At 47.6% G+C, this 14,895-nt stretch carries 11 protein-coding genes and 1 pseudogene; 8 read left to right on the top strand and 4 right to left on the bottom strand.

Going from position 1 to position 14,895, the window contains the following annotated elements; genetic code table 11:
* Genes BUB38_RS05825 through BUB38_RS05810 form a run of 4 tightly spaced genes read left to right on the top strand, consistent with a single transcriptional unit; the run spans position 1 to position 6,130 of the window.
* Positions 1–2,076 carry a hybrid sensor histidine kinase/response regulator gene (locus BUB38_RS05825; RefSeq protein ID WP_073158393.1) on the top strand — a complete coding sequence of 692 codons (2,076 nt, stop codon included), beginning with the start codon at positions 1–3 and terminating at the stop codon, positions 2,074–2,076.
* 21 nt (positions 2,077–2,097) lie between these two features.
* A complete protein-coding gene (locus tag BUB38_RS05820; RefSeq protein WP_073158391.1) occupies positions 2,098–3,090 on the top strand; it encodes a YihY/virulence factor BrkB family protein in 993 nt (330 codons plus the stop codon).
* Entirely contained in the window at positions 3,087–3,686 is a 600-nt protein-coding gene (locus BUB38_RS05815; RefSeq protein ID WP_073158388.1) for a hypothetical protein, read from the top strand. Before BUB38_RS05820 ends, BUB38_RS05815 begins: the two co-directional genes overlap by 4 nt.
* Before the next feature lie 59 nt (positions 3,687–3,745).
* Positions 3,746–6,130 carry an excinuclease ABC subunit UvrA gene (locus BUB38_RS05810; RefSeq protein WP_254794882.1) on the top strand — a complete coding sequence of 795 codons (2,385 nt, stop codon included), beginning with the start codon at positions 3,746–3,748 and terminating at the stop codon, positions 6,128–6,130.
* Positions 6,131–6,206: 76 nt separating this feature from the next.
* Here the strand turns inward: BUB38_RS05810 and BUB38_RS05805 are convergent, their stop codons facing one another.
* The 3 genes from BUB38_RS05805 to BUB38_RS05795 form a co-directional block, all read right to left on the bottom strand.
* Positions 6,207–7,199 carry an Rpn family recombination-promoting nuclease/putative transposase gene (locus BUB38_RS05805; RefSeq protein ID WP_073158382.1) on the bottom strand — a complete coding sequence of 331 codons (993 nt, stop codon included), beginning with the start codon at positions 7,197–7,199 and terminating at the stop codon, positions 6,207–6,209.
* Positions 7,200–7,704: 505 nt separating this feature from the next.
* Positions 7,705–9,159: a fibrobacter succinogenes major paralogous domain-containing protein gene (locus tag BUB38_RS05800; protein WP_073158379.1), complete on the bottom strand. Its 1,455-nt coding sequence runs from the start codon at positions 9,157–9,159 to the stop codon at positions 7,705–7,707.
* A 54-nt stretch (positions 9,160–9,213) separates the two neighbouring features.
* The gene (locus BUB38_RS05795; protein WP_073158376.1) at positions 9,214–10,389 is read right to left on the bottom strand and encodes a mechanosensitive ion channel family protein; all 1,176 of its coding nucleotides are present in this window, start codon (positions 10,387–10,389) and stop codon (positions 9,214–9,216) included.
* 79 nt (positions 10,390–10,468) lie between these two features.
* On the opposite strand from BUB38_RS05795, the gene BUB38_RS05790 reads away from it, so the two are divergent.
* Entirely contained in the window at positions 10,469–11,803 is a 1,335-nt protein-coding gene (locus BUB38_RS05790) for a CobW family GTP-binding protein (protein ID WP_073158373.1), read from the top strand.
* Between the two features lie 63 nt (positions 11,804–11,866).
* Here BUB38_RS05790 and BUB38_RS15995 read toward each other — a convergent pair whose 3' ends face one another.
* Entirely contained in the window at positions 11,867–12,892 is a 1,026-nt protein-coding gene (locus BUB38_RS15995) for a hypothetical protein (protein ID WP_139258281.1), read from the bottom strand.
* Positions 12,893–13,024: 132 nt separating this feature from the next.
* Here BUB38_RS15995 and BUB38_RS16965 point away from each other — a divergent pair.
* The 3 genes and pseudogenes from BUB38_RS16965 to BUB38_RS05770 form a co-directional block, all read left to right on the top strand.
* A pseudogene (locus BUB38_RS16965) lies at positions 13,025–13,162 on the top strand (transposase); the annotation flags it as partial.
* A 218-nt stretch (positions 13,163–13,380) separates the two neighbouring features.
* Positions 13,381–13,869 (top strand): hypothetical protein, encoded by a 489-nt coding sequence (locus BUB38_RS15985; RefSeq protein WP_139258279.1) that lies wholly within the window; start codon positions 13,381–13,383, stop codon positions 13,867–13,869.
* A 52-nt stretch (positions 13,870–13,921) separates the two neighbouring features.
* Positions 13,922–14,881 (top strand): hypothetical protein, encoded by a 960-nt coding sequence (locus BUB38_RS05770; protein ID WP_175547647.1) that lies wholly within the window; start codon positions 13,922–13,924, stop codon positions 14,879–14,881.
* The last annotated feature ends 14 nt before the right edge of the window (positions 14,882–14,895 follow it).

The following is a 14,895-nucleotide window of genomic DNA, read 5'->3' as shown; positions in this document are numbered from 1 at the left end:
ATGACACAACCATCTAACAAAAATTCAAGATCCGACAAGATTCATGTTTATCTGCCCCTAGTTTTCATTTGCGTTGTACTGGAATCGATATTCATCATTTCCACCTATTTCTCCGTAGAAAAACAAATCAAGACAGAAGCCAAGGCCCACGCAGAAGAGATTGTGGCCAGCATCCAGAGCGAGCTCAACAAGAGTTTCGAAACGACCAAGTTGTTGATTGACCTCCACAAAGTTTATGGGGACGTATTCCTTAAAGACTTTAACGAAATCTGCCTAGAACTGACCCGCGACAATCTGGCCATCGGTAGCATGTACTTTGCACCCAAGGGAATCATCAAGTATGCATTCCCCGACGAAGTGGATTCTGCTACGGCGAATTTCAATATGTTAGAAGATCCCGTTCAGGGATTAAAGTCACAAAAAGCCCTAGAAGACCGCAAGGCAACCATTGCCGGCCCCCACAACCTGATAGAAGGCGGCGAAGGCTTTATCCTACGAAATCCTGCCTTTATCAACGAAGAATTCATTGGATTTTCCATTGTCGTTCTGGACAAAGGTTTACTTCTGAACCAGATATCAAACAATCTCCATTTTTCTAATTACAATTTTGCCGTATGGAAGGAACCGGACTCCACTGCAGTTCTAGATAAAAATGGATTTATCCTGACCAATTTCAACAACGGAAAGATTGGTAAGGATGTTCAGCTATCATTTGACATTCTTAACGATACCTGGCACATTACCTTGGAACCTATAGGTGGTTGGAACACCCTAAAGGCAATGAGGGGATCCCTTCTCACATCGTTCCTGATTTTAGCAACACTACTTTTCCTGTTATACATGCATTCCCTTGCAGCAGTCCGCAAAAGAGAACTGCAGATGCAGATTTTTGCTAACAAGGCAAAAAGCAGTTTCCTCTTTAGCATGAGCCACGACATTCGTACACCCATGAACGCCATCATCGGCTTTGCCAACCTGATGCAAAAGAATTTAGGCAATCCAGAAAAAATCGCAGACTATCTAAACAAGCTTCAGGCCTCCAGCAAATTTCTCCTTTCCCTAATCAACAATGTTCTTGAAATGGCCCGCATCGAAAGCGGTAAGATGACTCTTGAAGAAGACATCATCTATGTAAAGAATTTCCAGAATGTTACCGATGCCGTATTCACCGATCTCGCACACGAAAAAGGGCTGGATTTTCGCAACGATTCTAACCTGATCAACGATTACGTCATCGGCGACGAAATGAAGATTAGAGAACTAGTGTTAAATATCGTAAGCAACGCCATCAAGTACACCCCTTCTGGCGGCTTTGTTCACCTATCCCTGACAGAATCTAAATGCGACCGACCCGGCTACACCATGTATACAGCCATCGCAGAAGATTCAGGCATCGGCATCAACAAGGATTACCTCCCCCACATCTTCGAGGAATTCTCTCGAGAAAAAAATTCCACGGAGAGCAAGATTAGCGGAAGTGGTCTTGGCATGCCCATTGTCAAGCGCCTGATCGATTTAATGAACGGCACCATAGACATTCAGAGTAAAGTCGGCAAAGGAACGAAGATAACCATCGTTCTTTACCTGCGTCTCCCCACGGCCGAACAAATTTACGCCGCAAAACAGGTAAACGAGAACGCCAACGGGAAAGTCCACGAAGAATCAACCTCGGAATCCAAATCCTTCCAGGGGAAGCGAATTCTCCTCGTAGAAGATAACGACCTAAACGCAGAAATTGCAGAAGCACTCCTTGAAGAACTAGGATTCACCATAGAACGAGCAGCCGACGGGCAATCCTGTATCAAGATGATAGAGGCCCAGGATTACAATTATTATGACGTAGTTCTCATGGACATTCAAATGCCGATTATGGATGGGTATGAAGCCACTCGACATATTAGGCAATTCAAGAATAAAAACAAGCGAAAAATTCCCATTGTGGCCATGACAGCAAACGCCTTTGACGAAGATCGTCAGAAAGCACTGAATATCGGTATGAATGGGCATGTCGCAAAACCAATCAACACCGCTGATTTGGTAAAGGCATTGACCAACGCACTTTCGGACAGGCAATAATTTTTTAAATTTGCCCCCACTATGCCCGAATGGTTTAAAAATTTTTCCTGGGAACGAATATTCGACGCATTGGCCGCCGTTTCTCCGACCCCTATAAAGATTGCAGTAATCGCTGGCAAGTCTTTCCTGTATTTCCATGGTCTTACCCGTGCAGCAGCCTTGACCTACACCAGTTTCTTGGCTGTGGTCCCCATGCTGATCCTGTTGACTTCCATAACTATTTCTGCCGGCTTTGGTAGTTTCTTCTCTGATTACCTCCCCCACCTCTTTGACATTCTTGATTTGGACTGGCCCACAGAACCCCTGGTAGCCATCGTGCAGAATGCAGAACACGTACCTATCGGTCGACTGGGCTTCATCGGCGCATTGGGTCTTTTCGTCACCTTCATTCTGTCTTTCGGAAGTCTGGAATCCAATTTTAACGTCGTTTGGGAAAACAAGACTTCTCGCCCCCTCCACAAGCAGATCCGTATCGCCATCCCCCTGTTGCTGGTATATGCAGGCATCATCGGCATTTACGCAGGTCTTGTAAACCAGCTGCAGGAAGCCCTTTCCCTGATCGTGGTAGATGGTTTGCATTTCCCGCCCTCTGTCATCAAGACCCTCATTAACGCATTCTGGTTCTCTTCTTTCCAGTTTGCTGTAATCTTGATGATTTTCATGGTATTGTACGCCTTGCCGGCCCGGCCCGCAGAAAAGCGATCCTACACCAAGAAGCAACTGATATTGACCTCTATCGGAGTATCCCTGCTGGCCTGGATCTGCATTATCGCCTATGTGAAGATTTTGGTGCTCATCCAGACCGCACTGGTCACAAGAATGTCTATTTTCTATGGGTCCTTAGCTTTTATTCCCCTGGTGCTTTTCCTCGTTTTCGGAATCTGGATTATCATCTTGTGCGGCAACAGTCTGGTATGGACCATTTGCAACTGGCCCGAAGCCGCAAACCGTACCTGGAACTGGGATGGAATTACAGCCGAAGGGCACGGACTTACAACGGAGGATCGTCTATGATTTTCAAGAAGATTTTGATTACGGGCCTTGCCCTCATGGGTCTGGCATCCACCGCCAACGCCGAACTGCAATCAGTCAAGTTCACCCCCGAAGAAAAGGTGAATGACGGTTGGAAGGCCTTCCTTGGCATCGGTGGAGGTAATTCCCTGGTTGCTGACGACGGTGCCATCTTCGCCAATCTGCGAATCGGTATCCAGTGGAACAACCTGCTGGCCTCCGGCCTTTTCGCCAACTTCCTCATCAGCGACATTCGCAATTATAATGTGCCCCAGAAGCAGATGTTGGACTACAATTCCTTTGGAGCCTTCATCGAACTGTTCCCGGTGCGCATCAATGAAGCATTCAGCATTTCCGTTCCCATCGAAGTGGGTGGCGGCGCCATCAATGTCATCGAAAATGGCGACAACAATTTTTCTTCCGAAGATTACTTCTTTGTAGCCGACATGGCCGTTCATTTCAACTACCGCGTTACCAAGATGCTGGAAGTTTCTGTGGGTGGCGGTTATCGCATGTTCAACGGCATCGAAGAAAACGGATTGGAAAATCTGGACTTCTGCACCCCCTTTGGCGAACTCCGCTTTACCATTAAGGAATAGGGTTCAGTACGTCTGACTTTATAACACTTCGTGGATGCAGACTCCACAACCTAAGGAATGTGGATGTCCAATTCCCCTTGGGGAAGATTACGGTTGTCTGTGGACCTTCGGGGTGTGGAAAGTCGACCCTGGTCCTTGATACATTACACGGAGAATCCAAGCGCAGGTATCTAGAAACCCTATCGCCCTACGCAGCCGAAATGCTGGGCGGTCGTAAGGTTATACCCCTTGACAGTGCTGACGGTCTGCCCGCTAGCCTTGCCATTGGCCCAAGCCACGGAGAAGCCAGCGCCAAGTCCTACGCCTTAAGCATTTCTGAATGCGACAGCAGTTTGCGAACTCTATTCGCAGCTTTCGCCAAACCGGCCTGCCCTGTTTGCGGCAAGCCCATGGAAAGCACTAGCCGCGAAGACATTATCCGCCAGGTTGCGAGCCTTCCCGAAGGAACCAAACTGCAATTTTTCGCCCGAATCGACACCGGTGCAAGTGAGGACGCCTCCGGTCGCAAACGTAGCGGCCAATCGCTAGACAAACTTTCAGCCGCTTTCCTGGCCCAGGGTTTTACCCGTGCCGTTGCTGACGACCAAGTCATTTCTCTAGCAGACCTAACAGACGATCAACGAGCAATCTGCCCCAGTGAATTCTTTATCGTTGTGGACAGAATCATAGTCCGTTCCAACACCCGCACGAGAATTGCCGAAGCCGTTGACGGAGTCCTTAAGCTAACTCACACCGAAGTTACACTAGATGAAAACGGCAATCGCCGAGTATTTAGCACAGTCCCCAGCTGTAAGGAACACGGTGCTGCGGACTTTCACGCCTTGGACGCCTCGGACTTCTCCCCCTACTGCAGAAGTTCCGTCTGCCCCACCTGTGGTGGAACCGGCACCTGCGAAAAAGACGGCAACATCGAAGATTGCACGGAATGTAAAGGTCTCCGTCTCAAGAAAGGTCTGCTCAACGCCACAGTTCAGGGAACCCGCTGGAGCGACTTGCTGACGACACCCTTCGCAAACCTGGAAGAAAAAATCCACGCGGTTTTTGACGGTCCCATACAAGAAAGTAGGCAGGCAACTTTGTCCCGTCTTACGGCATCCCTGTCCGAACGAATTCAAGCCATCAACGAACTTGGCATCGGTTACTTGACTCCGGGCCGCGCAGGCACCACCCTTTCCGGAGGCGAAATCCAGCGTCTCCGTTTGGCAAGCCTTTCTACAGGTCATTTAAACAATTTGCTGATTGCGCTAGATGAACCGGCAAGTGGTCTCCACAAAAACGACGTGGAAGCCCTCTGGAACGTCCTTAAAAAAGTGCAGGCCCGCGGGAATACTCTAGTCCTTATAGAACACAATCCAGCCATTATCGAGAAAGCTGACTGGATAATAGAAATGGGACCGGGCGCAGGAGAAAAAGGCGGAGAAGTGCTGCACATGGGATCCGCCGCAGAGATTTTGAACAACCCCGTCTCCCCCACCGGAAACTGGATTAAGTATTTGAAAGGCACGAGGCGCGAGACTGAACGTCATTCTGAGCCGAAGGCGATATATGAAACTAGGGACTTTAGTCCCCTAGTTGAATTAGGTTCGAAGGAGCAGAATCCAGGAGCATCCATTCTCGTTCGCGATTTTGCCCTCTTCGATATGAAATCCGTTTCGGCAGATTTCCCTTTAAAGAAGTTCAGCGTGATCACAGGCCAGAGCGGTAGCGGTAAGTCTACCCTCATGTTCAAGAATCTGGCACCTCGCGCAGAAGCCGGCGAATTCGCCCCCTTGGGAATCGATGCCCTATCCATACTTTCTACAGGCGATTTTCATGGAAACCGTCGCAGTACGGTATTAAGCGCCACCAACATGAGCAACCTTTTGCGGGACCTTTTCGCAAAAATGCCCGAAAGCAAAGTCCGTGGTTACAACGCCGCCAAATTCGCCACCCACGCTGCTGGCGGACGCTGCGAAAACTGTAAGGGAGAAGGCGTCATCCTGGACCCCTCCGGCTATGAAGAAAACGAATGCCCCGTTTGTCTGGGCAGACGTTTCAAGGATGAAGTCCTAGACATCCGTTTCAAGAGCAAATCCATCGCCGACATTCTGGATATGGAAATCGGGAACGCCTACAAGCTTTTCTACGACATGAAGCCTTTCGCCGATAAGTTGAAACCTCTTGTAGACACAGGCCTCGACTACATCCGTCTGGGGCAAAGTACCGCCCACCTTTCCGGCGGCGAACGAGCCCGTTTACGTTTGTCTATCGCCCTGGCCCGAGCCAAGGCACCCAATACATTATTCTTGTTCGATGAGCCCGCACGCGGCCTCCATCAGGTCGATATCAATCACCTGCTAGAGCTGATCCGCGGCCTCACGGAAGCGGGCCACACCGTAGTAGCTATCGAGCATGCACAGGACTTTGTGAATGCAGCCGACTACGTGGTGGAATTAAGCAGATAAAAAAATTCTAGCCGATTTCTCAGCTAGAACTACAACTATCAAGTCGTTACTAAGATAAAGATTTTCTCAAGATATCTTAAGGCTGTTCCTTCTGAATCTTAAGAACTTCTTCAAGAGGCAGATCGTTATCTTCGGCGATTTCTTCTACCGTAAGCTTGCCGCGTTTCAGGGCCTTGATTACAGCGGAACGCTTAGCTTCAGCAAGACCATCTGCACGGCCCTCTGCTCGACCTTCTGCACGACCCTCTGCTCGGCCTTCGGCAATGCCTTCAAGGCGAGCTTCGTCACGTTCAACAGACAGTTCATAAGCGTGGTCAGACATGTTCTTTGCCTCCGTCAGCAAGTAATCCATATCAAAATTACTCAACTTCGCGGCGTTTTGCAAGTCCTCCAAGTAGGGGTTCCTTGTTTCACCATTAAACTCGTTATTCACCAGATCGATAGCGCGGAGCCACTCTGCCAGGCGACTGTCGTCAGTATCGTAATTTCCATTCAGGAACTTCTCAATTTCCACAATGGTCAATACGTTCTTTCCGTGGTACAGTACATTATGCTGATCCTTCAACTGCACAACATGCTTATAGTCCTCGCTATCGGAATACGCATCGAACATCTGGAGGGCAATGTAATCCACATGGCGCAGGGTAAAGGTGTCTCCAGGAACCTTGCTCTGCAAAGTGTGGCAGGCTGTATAGAAAACAAGGCGATCCTTGAAGGTCGAATTTCCCTTGTGCTGAACCTCGATAACAATGCGGTTCTTGTCGGGATCTTCTGCAACAAGGTCCGAAGTCACCGACTTTACAAAAGGGCCGCCAGGAACAGAAGGATCGATAAAATCCAACTTGCCAATGCACCTAGGGCCTTCCAGATTAAGGATTGCATTCAGGAAACTGGCGGCCAGCCCCCTGTTTTCAATGGCTCCAAAAATTTTCTTGAAGCACGAATCGTTATAGACATAAACATACTTGTACATTTCACGATATTTGGTAATACAGGCGGTGACGTCGCCACCAGCGATGCGGGTTTCGTGAATATCCTGCATCATTTTTGCATACTGGTTTCTATTCATTTTAACCTCTTTAAGGCTTGAAATTTTAAGGGTTTAAGACAACATATCACACCCAGAAACCTGATGCGATTTCTAGGAACGATACGCAGAACCAATACACGCATAACGTGCATTGGCATAACAACATTTTTTTGTGAAATTCGGTATTATCTACCGAGGATGTGCTTGGCATTTCGCAGGCGGAGGCCCACTCCCCTAGTCAGCCGCGTTACTCACCGACCCAAATCCTGCTTTTTTTACCGCTAATGCCAAACGATGCAACTGCCGCCCTGGGACTCGGAAGCCAGCGTGTCTGCAAAAACTTCACACCACAATCAGACGGATTATCAAACGTCAAGGAGAATATAAATCTATTCGACGAAAATGTCAACAGACGGGCCGCCTTGCCTTGCGGCTTGGCGGCCTGTTTTGGTTGGCTTACATTAGCCAACCACTAGTCCGACTTACGTCGGTCTAGTTAGAGGGCGCTAAAGCGCCTACGCTCAGGTTCGGTTATAGGTTCGCTTTAGTCCTTGAGACAGCGAACCGACTTTGCTTCGTTCTTGAGGCCCCAGCCGAGGCACGCGCCCTCGCTATCGTAGCTCAGGGGCAAGACGAAGGCGTAGTTGCTACTGCCCTCACCCGATGACCAGAAGTCAGCGTAGATGCCAGCATCGTCGAAATCGCCATAGCCGTACCTGTCGCCACCGGGGAGCGCAGAGAAACCGAAGGTATCGGTTCCGTTGCCGCTAGAGTTCCATCCAGACTTGGCCTTCAGGTACTTTCCTGCCGTTGATGAACTGGCAGCACTAGTATGGTTATATCCGAACGATGGGTCAATAAAATTGATTAGTTCCTCGAACTCTCTGTGGCTCGGCAAGTGCCAGCCACTTGGGCAAACGCCTTGAACAGGAATTGTCGGGTTTAGAGAAACTCCACAGGTATAAGCACAAGATGCGTCATTCATGGCTACTTCCCAGGTATAAAGGCGACCGTACTTGGAGCAGGAGTCCGCCTTGTTGCCATAGCAGCCGCTCCATGCGTAGTAGCCCATACTAGAGACATCGCCCGGGTCGTAGTTCAAATTCTCCGCCATCCAGGTCTGGGTGCCGATGGTGACGGTCTTGTAGGTTTGGTTGTCGCGGAGGTCGGTCAGAGTACCGTAGCTAACACTACTGCTACTGGTGGGAGACGAGCCCCTGAGGCAACGAACAGAGTGCGCGTAGTTCTTGTTGCTCCAATAGTTGTACATGTTGTCGTCGTCGTAGCGGAAGTACCAATCGTACGCGCCGTCACTAGAGTTCTCAGTAGAACTCCAGAAGTCCGCGAAGTCGCCCTCGTTGCGGAAATTGCCGTCGTTGTTGCGGTAGCCCGCCGGCAGAACAGCGAAGCCGAAGGAATCCGTTCCGTTACCACTATACCAGCCACTGGTGGACTTCAGTTTCGTACCGGCGGTGCTGGTTCTGCCTACCGCAGTCCACAAAGTATTCCACTCTGTATCACTTGGCAGGTGCCAGCCAGAGGGGCAAGCGTTCATAGCCGCAGACCAAGTGTACAGGCGACCATACTTACTACAATTGCTAGCGTTATTACCATAGCAATAACTATCGTTTGTATTGTAGTTCAGGTTTTCGGCCATCCAGGTCTGGGTGCCGATGGTGACTGTCTTGTAAACTTGACCGTCGCGTTCATCAGTAAACTCGCCGTAGTCAATGTTTGGATTCAAGTATGCCCAAGCAGCTTTGACACTGCTACTGTTCTTAGCGCTTGACGAACTTGCAACAGAACTGCTGGATCCTTCGCTATCGCTCAGGATGACACTAGAGGAGGAGCTCAGGATGACACTGGAGGAAGAAGAATCATCATCATTAGCCGGTCCGTTTGAAGATTCGCCGTCGCCACAGGCGGCAAGACCCAAAGCCATGGCAAAAGCACCAACTGCAATCGCACTAAATCCAAAATTCGGCTTCATATTTTTCATAGATTCCTCAAACCACCCGTTTTTCAAGATTTATTCTACAAACAAATCCATAAATTACTTTCTCAAATACCCTGCGTATTGGAACAAACTAAGTCCAAATTCAGGCAGCACCGCAATCAGGTGGTCAAATATGTCAGACTGGATTCCTTCGTAGGCCACCCACTGGGTAACATTAGCGAATGCATAAATTTCAAGAGGCAAGCCTTCGGGAGTTGGAGCCAGCTGGCGTGTCATCAAGGTCATGTCCTGCGCCACATTTTTTAGAGAGCGTAAGTACGCCGTACAATAGGCGCGGAAAGTTCCGATGTTAGTCATGTGACGACTATTCACCATGTCTAATTCTGTAGGCACGGCATTTTCCCCATACTTGGCGGTAAATTCCGAAGCCAACTCTACGCGCTTTTCATCCATGTAGGGTTTCAAAATTTCAATCTTTGACAATCGTTCAATTTCTTCTTCTGTCAAGAAGCGGATGCTCTGCTGATCAATGAAGAGCGAACGCTTAATGCGACGACCGCCGGATTCCTCCATGCCACGCCAGTTCTTGAAACTGTTGGTAATGAGGTCATAAGCAGGAATCACCGAGATGGTCTTGTCCCAGTTACGGATTTTCACAGAGGTAAGCGTAATGTCGATGACCGTACCATCAGTATGGTGGCGTTCAATCTCGATCCAATCCCCTTTGCGGAGCAAGTCAGACAAATTAATCTGGATACCCGAAACTACGCCCAGAATGGAATCCCTAAAGATCAACATCAAGATGGTTGCGGCGGCACCCATAGCGGAGAGTATGAATACGGGGCTCTTGCCAATGACCTGCGATATGACAACAATGGCGCAAACGCAGAACAAAATCAATTTAACCGCCTGGAATGTTCCGTGGAAAGATTTGTTCTTTCGTCTTTGGTTCTGGTCGTTCAAGGTTTCGACCACATCAAAGAAGGAGCTTCCCGCCGCAAAGGCAATCAGGGCAAACCATACTGCAGAAACACGGGTACAAATATCGTACACAAGGGACTGCTGCTCCACAAAGCGGGCAAAGGCTGCGCTAAAAATTGTTGCGGGAACAAGCTGCAAAGCCCTAGAAAAGAACCGTTTTTCTACAAGGAGATCGTCAAACTTGTTGGGAGTCTTTTCTGCAATTTTTCGGGCAATAGGATTCACCACGAACATGCAGAGTAGAAGAACAACGAGAACTATGCTTAAAAAGATTACAAAATTCAAGCTCATAGCCCTAAAATACAAAAATGAAAACAGCCTAAACGGTATGCTCTAGCCTGGAAAAGAATAAATTGCTAGATTTTCGGCTATGAAAAAGTCAGTACCTATTACAGTGCTCACCGGTTACTTAGGAGCCGGAAAAACTACTCTTCTCAATTACGTTCTTAACAACCAGCAAGGCTATCACGTCGCCGTTATCGTTAACGACATTGGTGAAGTGAATATCGACCAGACCCTGATTGAAAAGGGCGGAAACATCACTAAGGCCGACGACGGCACCGTGGTTCCCCTTTCCAATGGCTGCATCTGCTGTTCCCTGAAGCAGGACATGCTGGAACAGATTGCCGAAATTCTCGAAACCGGCAAGTTCGACTACATTCTTATTGAAGCAAGCGGTATTTGCGAACCGGTACCTATCGCACAGACCATCTGCATGGCCGGCATGCAGCTCCAGAGCACCAAGGGCGAACCTCTCCCCTGCCACCTGGACAACGTGGTTTCCGTGGTTGACGTCTGCCGTCTGGCCGACGAATTTGGCGGTGGCCAGAAGCTTCTCCAGAAGGATCTTGAAGAAACCGACATCGCAAACCTTCTGATCCAGCAGATCGAATTCTGCAATACCATCATCATGAACAAGGTGGATCAGCTTTCCAAGAACGATCTCGAAAAGGTGAAGACCGTGGTTCGCGCCCTCCAGCCCGAAGCCAAGATGATCGAGACCAACTTCGGTAAGGTTGAAATGTCCGACATTCTGGACACCAAGCAGTTTGACTTTGAAAAGGTGGCAAATTCTGCTGCCTGGGCAAAGGAACTGGGTAAGTCCGTAGACGAAGAAGACATCGACGAAGACGATGACGATCACGAAGATCATCACCATCACGACCACGACGAAGACCATAGCGACTGCGACCATGAACATGGCGTCTGCCATCACCACCATGATGATGACGAACATGAACATCATCATGACCATGACGAAGACCACAGCCACTGCGACCACGAACATGGTGTTTGCCACTGCGGCCATCACCACGACAAGGATCATCCCCATGGCGATGAATACGGCATTTCTACCTTCGTGTATGAACGCCGTCGTCCGCTGATCCGCGAACGTTTCGAAGTGTTCCTGGACAATTATCCCAACAGCATCATCCGCACCAAGGGTCTCCTGTGGTTCGAAGACGAAAGGGATACCAGCTACCTGTTTGAACAAGCCGGCAAACAAGCCTCTGCCCAGAATTTCGGCCCCTGGTTCGCCTCTGAACCCGAAGCCGAACAGAAACGAATCCTCAAGGAAAATCCGGACCTGTTGAAGGTCTGGGACGAAAAGTACGGCGACCGCATTGTCCGCCTGGTCTTCATCGGCCAGCACATGGAAAAGAAGAAGGTCATCGCCGCCATGGACGCTTGTCTCGGCGAATAATCTCGCAAAACCAATCCATTAAAAAATCCGGTTTCGTTCGTCGCGAAATCGGATTTTCATTTTTTAAAGTTTCGGTGGATTACCCCAAATTCTTACATTGTTGCGATACACTGCAACATACGGATTTATAGGAACATCAGCAACGTCTCCATAATCCTTATCTTCTTGCGGCATTCCCACATAATCAATTCCATCTACATCAGCAGAATGGGGCATCCACGACCAGTCCTTTTCATTGGGAATCAAGAAACGTTTCTTTGCAGGTTGTCTTAACGTTTCACACCAATCATTCGCATAAATACCATAAGAAAAACCAACATCAAGTCTCATCGAAGATTTCGAATTTATCACCGCAGAAGCTAAAGGTACTGTTATGACCCAAACGGACTCTCCTGTTACAGGATCATAAGAATTCGTTAAAGGAAGAGGAACAACTTCACGCATCGCACCTCTCATAGAAGCATCTGCATATTCGCCATTCTTTCCTAAGCAAGGTTGATTAAATCCGTTTTCATCATAGGCTTGGCAAATATCAGCATCTACAAGCAAAGGGCATGAACCAATTTTATCGTCAACACCCGCTACAACTTTAATCTCTTCAGGTTTTGCTTTTGCATACAATCTCAACTCAACACTATCCAATATAAATTCTTCATTATTTACAATTCTTAACTGAAGAAAATCAAGACCACCAAATTCATATTGATAGGAACGGACTTCCATATCATAAAGTTTTTCCGCAACAAGTTCCCTTGATGACGAAGAAACCACGTCATTTGAACTAGAACTATAATCCTGTAAAGAAATTTCAGATGATGATGACGTTCCAATCGTCTCCGGAATTGAATCGGTAGAAGATTCGATCTTACTTTTTTCTGAGGAAGACGATTCCGCCTCATTTAATTCGGAAGAAGATTCAGCTTCAATTTGCCCGGAAGAACCAGTATTTTGTTTATGCGAAGATGAAGAAAGCTCTTCGACAATCACATTTTCATTGGCATCGAGATTGACATCCGAGCAGCCGGTCAAAAAAGCCAGTCCACAAAGGGCAGCACTCAAGGTTCGTTTACTTTTAAACAAACAGTTCATTTGCAAAATCCTTCATCCTTTATCATACCAATCTAGCTTAATTATTGTTATTAGTGTCCGGTAAAAAATATAGCCAAAAATAAAAATGGCAGGCTCCTCAGACGAAGAAGCCGCCTCAACGGGCTGCCCGGATGGCTGGGACGGCTCAAAATCATCGATTCCACAACGGTGACGCTGTTCTCCAACCTGGTTTTCAGGGGTGTCGGCAGGGACCCGAAAATTGGAAAGAAGAAAGGCGGTATAAAGGTCCATACAGTCATCATCGCGAACCTTCTCCTGACCCTTGTGCAGCGCAGCCTTGAACGGTACTGGGAACGCATGCTGCAGCATCCACCTTGCACATCGTAGCACCCAAATTTCTAGGGAGGGGGCTTGCAACGGCAAAATAAAAGTCTAGACCGCGTAAAATCTGGAGTCTAGACGTTTTGAAAATTTTCTCCGTACACTAATAAAATATTATATTTCCCGTACGTATGGAGGATACGACTGTGATTTTCAAAGCAAATTTTTCTTGTTTAGGAATATTCATTATTTCCTTAATCTGTGCCTGTTCAGATAATTCAAGCGGACCGTCTACCGAAAGTTGGGTATCCAATCCAGCAAATGCAGGCGAAGAGGTTTATTCAAACAAGAACGGAGACCGACTTAACGGCATTGAATGCAGCATTTACGCAAGCGAAAATGCTGTATACGAAGTTTCAACAACAAATTCTTCGGGTTTTCATGTAACAACGACTGTCCAAACGATAATAAAGTACCCAACAGCCAGTACCACTGTTTACGTTGAAGCGGATCCATCCTCAGAAGACGTCATGGAGGCACTTTGTTTATCCGTCAAAAAGGATAACCAAGATGCAGACATTGAATGCACCAGGAACTACGTAAAGCTAAACAATAGCGGAGCAGTCAATGGACCTTTTAAAGATATTTTTGATTACGTAATTCAAAACGCAATCAGCCGTTGTTCCAACATATAAAAAGATATTTCATACTAAATTTTTTCGAAAAAACAATGGGGGTTCTATGAAAATGAATAAGCGTCCTTTTTTCCTTGGTGCATTGTCCTTGGGAGCAATTCTATGCGCCTGCACATCAGAAAATTCTTCCAACGCAACAGCTTCTTCTGTTACCGAGGAAAACTGGTTCAAGGATCCTGCCAGCACAGGCAGGGAAGTGTACACAAGCTCCAATCAGAAGGGCGATAAAAGTTACAGCTGTTCCATCTACGCTACAGAAAATACTTTTACAGTTGTTTCAAGGACTAGCCAACCCAGAGAAACAACAACCTCAACCGGCCACTCCACCTACACCCCAGGCTATCTTGAAACCACCTCTTATACAGAGTCTTCATTAGCATCTTCGCCAACTATGAAATCACTGTGCGAACAAGCCAAGACCATGTATGAAGCCATGATTAAATCTGGAAAGGCAAATATTGATTGCGAAGACAACCATGTCCAGATCTACTCCAGTGCAAATACATCCATGGATATGAATCAAATTATTCAAGTCCAGATTAGCCTTTGCAAAGCGGGGGAGCAGGAGTTCTTGGCAGGTTCCAGCACAAGCGATACTGTCACAAATGACGTGCCAGTAACAAACGATCCTCTGCCAGAAACATCACCGAATGGTGGAAATTCAACGACTCAGGAAAATTCCATTTCCTGTCAAATATCGCCCAGCGACCCCTATACTATGCAAATTGTCACTGCAGACGGCCGGTCGGAAACTTCATATATGACGATAAACAGTAATGGAGCATCCATAACCGACACCTATACCGGCATTGACGCAGAAACATTTACAAAAATCTGCCAGAAAGTCCAGGAAGAATTCAACGCTCAATGCGAAGACTATACAATTTACATAACCGATCCAGAAATGACTCCGGACCTGCTTTCTCCCTCAACCATCGTTGAAATGATGGAACAGGACTGCATCGATTTGTTGAGTGGAGCCATCACGTTTGATGAATACATCCTGGACTAAAGTTTCGTGAGCAG

Source organism: Fibrobacter sp. UWH5 (assembly GCF_900142505.1).
Classification (GTDB): Bacteria; Fibrobacterota; Fibrobacteria; order Fibrobacterales; family Fibrobacteraceae; genus Fibrobacter.
This window is presented reverse-complemented; position numbering and strand designations above follow the sequence as displayed.

Excerpts from the sequence above, each read along its gene's own strand:
- BUB38_RS05795 (WP_073158376.1), bottom strand. The coding sequence starts at position 10,389 with ATGAGCTTGAATTTTGTAATCTTTTTAAGCATAGTTCTCGTTGTTCTT.
- BUB38_RS05790 (WP_073158373.1), top strand. The coding sequence starts at position 10,469 with ATGAAAAAGTCAGTACCTATTACAGTGCTCACCGGTTACTTAGGAGCC.
- BUB38_RS05800 (WP_073158379.1), bottom strand. The coding sequence starts at position 9,159 with ATGAAAAATATGAAGCCGAATTTTGGATTTAGTGCGATTGCAGTTGGT.
- BUB38_RS05825 (WP_073158393.1), top strand. The coding sequence starts at position 1 with ATGACACAACCATCTAACAAAAATTCAAGATCCGACAAGATTCATGTT.
- BUB38_RS05820 (WP_073158391.1), top strand. The coding sequence starts at position 2,098 with ATGCCCGAATGGTTTAAAAATTTTTCCTGGGAACGAATATTCGACGCA.
- BUB38_RS15995 (WP_139258281.1), bottom strand. The coding sequence starts at position 12,892 with ATGAACTGTTTGTTTAAAAGTAAACGAACCTTGAGTGCTGCCCTTTGT.
- BUB38_RS05770 (WP_175547647.1), top strand. The coding sequence starts at position 13,922 with ATGAATAAGCGTCCTTTTTTCCTTGGTGCATTGTCCTTGGGAGCAATT.
- BUB38_RS05805 (WP_073158382.1), bottom strand. The coding sequence starts at position 7,199 with ATGAATAGAAACCAGTATGCAAAAATGATGCAGGATATTCACGAAACC.
- BUB38_RS05815 (WP_073158388.1), top strand. The coding sequence starts at position 3,087 with ATGATTTTCAAGAAGATTTTGATTACGGGCCTTGCCCTCATGGGTCTG.